Here is a 4,022-nt window from a genome sequence, read left to right on the forward strand (position 1 = left end):
ATTAAGAATTGCCAGAAAGACCGGAGATATTATGAGTGGAATTAAGAGGGAGCTTGAAAAAGATGAAAAAAACGAAAAGAAAAAAAGAACTGCACTTAAAGCACAGAAGCCGTAAAAAAATATTCCAACAAAACCTGTAAAAACAACTCCATAATCAACATCACCAAAAAAACTTACACACACAGGAATTAAACAAAGCAAGAGTAACGGAAAAGCGAATGCAGAAAAGGCAGCCATATTGAGCGAAAAAAATCTTTTTTGCGGAGAAAATGGAATTGAATCAGTAAGAAGCAGCGGCCGGATGCGCAAAACCAGAAGAGGAATTACAATTATGCTTATATACGGAACAGCTGTAAAAAAAGTGCGCAAATCTGTCGAACCTAAATCTGCTACAAAAAATTTACCTGCAAAGAAGAACCTGAATGAGCAGAACAGAATAGTAATGATTGAAGCTGTGTAAAAAAGAGGATCGATTAAATACGAATAAACTGCAGCTTTATAAAGTGAAAGAAATTTTTTCATTTTTGCTCACCTGCAATATCAGCTGCACCTGTAATTTTAAAAAAAGCTTCTTCAAGAGTTCTGCTTTGGAACTGACTGGCAATTTCTTCAGATGTTCCACTTGCAGCAATGTTTCCATCTTTAATTATATAAACAGTGTCACACAAGGCCTCAACTTCCTGCATAAGATGAGTTGAAAGAAGAATTGTATGTGTATCTTTTAGCGATTTTACAAGATTTCGCATATTAATAATTTGAGCTGGATCAAGTCCGGATGCAGGCTCGTCTAAAACCAAAACCTTTGGGTTATAAATAAGTGCCTGTGCAAAGTTTACCCGCTGCTTTTGCCCTTTAGAGAGTGTTTTTATTTTTTTAGAAAGAATGTCTCTGACAGAAATTACATCTTTTATATTATCTGATGCATCTACAGAACTTTTCACACCATGAAGTTCTTGAACCATGTGTAAATATTCTTCAACTGTGTATTCCCCCGGAAGATTTGGTTCTTCTTCAACAAAGCCTGTAAGATTGCGGACTTTTTCTGCATTTACACCTGCTTCAATTCCTTCAATAAGAACTTCTCCACCTGTTGCAAAATGACGGGCACAAACAGCTTTTAAAATTGTTGTTTTTCCTGCTCCATTAAGACCTAAAAGTCCTGTAATTTTTCCTTTCTGACAAATCATTGAACAGTCTTTTACTGCAAAAGAGTTTTTTGAGGAATAAGATTTCGAGAAATTTCTTAATTCAATCATTCTGCTATAAAAACAACAAAGAAAGCCGGATGGTTAATTTTTAATCCACGTAAGGAATATCAAAAATCATGCGGTCGCGGGTAAGCTCTGCTTTAGGATACACTTCCTGAGCCTGCTTTAAAAGAACGTCAAGCTCCCGGTCTGTATAGCGCGGCGAATAGTGAATCATTGCCATGCGGCTGGAAGCTGAATCACGTGCAATTGTTGCTGCCTGACGGGCTGTCATGTGCTTTTTTTCTTTTGCCTGATCAGCACAGTCGTCGGCAAACATTCCTTCACAGATTAAAAGATCACTTCCCTGCACTTCTTTTGCAATACTTGGAAGATACTGAGTGTCCGTGACAAACGAAAATTTCCGGCCGCTTCGTTTTTGACCCATTACATCTTCAGGACGGACAATCTTTCCTGTTTCCGAAATAACTTCTTCTCCCTTTTGAAGCTTTCCCCATAAAGGTCCGCGCGGGATTCCAAGAGACTCTGCCTTTTCAGGATTAAATTCGCCCGGACGGTCAAGTTCTTCAAGAGTATATCCTACGCAGGTTTTTGTATGTGAAAGAGGAAAGGCCCGGATATAAAAATCTTTGCCTTCATGAACGACACATGGAGCAGTAATTTCTTTAATGATGATGGGATAATTGATGTACATGTCCAGAACCTGACGGCTTGTTTCAACATATTCTTTAACCTTTGGCGGACCGTAAATATAAAGCGGTTCAGTTCTGTCAACCTGTGCTGAAAGCATTAAAATGCCTGGAAGCCCTGTAACATGGTCTGCATGAGTGTGAGAAATAAAAATTGCATCGATTTTTTTCCATTTGAGATTCAGACGTTTGAGGGAAACCTGTGTTCCTTCACCACAGTCAAAAAGAAATAAATCTCCGTCACGGCGGAGCAAAACAGATGTAAGATGGCGGTACGGAAGCGGCATCATACCTCCGCAGCCTAAAACAAAAGCCTCAAGATTCATTTATCGTCCCCTGATTTTTTTCATGATTTTTTTATGCCAGAATGCACGGGCATTTTCGGCAAGCGTGTACAATCTGTATGAGCCTTTTAGAGGAATATCAAAACTTCCAGGCCTGTGAACGTACTCTCCGCCGAAGCCGGTCTTAAAAAGATAAAGACCATGCATAGGATGGTTTTCATCGTCTGTTGGCGGCATACCGTAAAAGTCGTAGATTTTGCTTCCGAAAGCCTTTGCATCTCTGATTGCTGTCCACTGAACAAGATATGCAGGCATTAAATTGCGTTTATTGTTTCCAGAACAGCCGTAAAGGTAAATTGCTTCACTTTTCTGGAACAGCGTGATTATTGCAGCTAAATCTTCACCTTCATGGCCGGCAATATAAAGTGTGATTTTTGTTTTATCGCAATCTGATTTTTCTGAAACGGCCCCTCTTTCAAGCAAATCTTTGTAGTAGCTTTTGGGATGAAGACCGATTCCGTCGCGACTGGCTGTTGTTTTGTAAAGCTCGTAGAATGAATCTAAATCCTTTTCAAAATCCGGTGAATCTGCTGTAACAGCCCTTACTACCACTCCATGCTTTGAAGCGTAACGCACATTGTAGCGCCATTTGTTTTTCATTGAGGCAAGAAGTTCTTCTTCTGTTTTTGAAAGATTGAGCCATGTAGAATCCGGCGGCTGAATATCAACCTTGTTTTTTTTGATGCTTAAACACGATTTTTTTGCAAGAAGTGGGAAGCGTGCAATAAAAGAATCCCTTTCTTCTACGGAAGAAAAATCAAACGGAAGATCGTAACGTACACAGAGTGTATTTTTCGGCAAAGCCTGTTTTAATGATTTAGTGAATTCACCAAGACGTAAAAAATACTGTTCTTCTTTCTCACCTTCGTTTTTTTCCGGAGCAAGCGGAATATAGCAGATTGAAAAATTAATAAAAGCTTTTTTGAAATTGCGAACAAGCGCATTTATATTGTCGTGTTTTACAAGCGACCATCCGTGTGCACATTTAAAATTGCACCAGAAGTCAGACTGCTGAAATCGTTTTGACATTCTTATATTTTATCGAAAAACTGACTTTGTAACAATCTGTTTGATTTTCTAGAAAAATTACTGCTAAATAATGTAATTAGTGATTCACATTTCCTTTTTTCTTACTTATAGAAATTCCGTCGCCTTTTTTGAAAAACTCTGTATCAAATTCTTCGTTGTTTTTTAAAAAATCGATGTATTTTCTTATTTTTTTTACGAGTTTTTTTGTTGAATAATTGTTCGTAAGGCTTAAATCTTCGACCATTCCGTGGAAAGAAAGATTATCTGTGATTATAACACCATTTTCCGAAAGATTTTCCTTATATTTTTCAAAAAATTTCGTGTACTGGGCTTTTGCTGCATCGATAAAGATTAAGTCGAACTTACCTTCAATCTGTTCTGTAAGGGCATCCCCAAAAATAAGCGTAATTTGTGAAGTCAGACTGTTTGATTCAACGTTTTTTACAGCCTGATTATAGCGTTCTTCGTCAATTTCTATTGTAGTAACACAAATTTCAGGGGATATTTTTGCAAACCGGACAGATGAATAACCGATTGCAGTACCGATTTCAAGCACGCTTTTTACATTATGTGATTTAATGTATTCACAGATAAATTCACTTCCTTCGTCCTGCATGATTGGAACTTCATTCTGCATTGCATAATTTTTAATGAAATCGTCGCATTTGTCCTGAGACAAAATATCTATAAATTTTTCAATTTCACTTGCGACAGAAAAACATAAATCAGGAGCTTGTGCAAGCATTTTTTTG

Annotated in this window: 5 protein-coding genes; all 5 read right to left on the minus strand. The window is 37.7% G+C overall.

All coding sequences use genetic code 11. The annotated features are described in order from the left end of the window. Positions 1-522 (minus strand): hypothetical protein (locus ACKI5B_RS12625; protein WP_407429311.1); only part of this gene is annotated, 522 nt, incomplete at its 3' end. Then, a complete protein-coding gene (locus ACKI5B_RS12630; protein ID WP_407429313.1) occupies positions 519-1,256 on the minus strand; it encodes an ABC transporter ATP-binding protein in 738 nt (245 codons plus the stop codon). The genes ACKI5B_RS12630 and ACKI5B_RS12625, both read right to left, overlap by 4 nt. A gap of 40 nt (positions 1,257-1,296) precedes the next feature. After that, a complete protein-coding gene (locus tag ACKI5B_RS12635; protein WP_407429315.1) occupies positions 1,297-2,223 on the minus strand; it encodes a ribonuclease Z in 927 nt (308 codons plus the stop codon). Then, positions 2,224-3,270 (minus strand): lipid II:glycine glycyltransferase FemX, encoded by a 1,047-nt coding sequence (locus ACKI5B_RS12640; RefSeq protein WP_407429317.1) that lies wholly within the window; start codon positions 3,268-3,270, stop codon positions 2,224-2,226. 76 nt (positions 3,271-3,346) lie between these two features. Beyond that, on the minus strand, positions 3,347-4,022 hold a 676-nt coding region (locus tag ACKI5B_RS12645), incomplete at its 5' end, for an O-methyltransferase (RefSeq protein WP_407429319.1).

The sequence above is a fragment of the Treponema sp. genome (assembly GCF_045657965.1).
GTDB lineage: Bacteria > Spirochaetota > Spirochaetia > Treponematales > Treponemataceae > Treponema_D.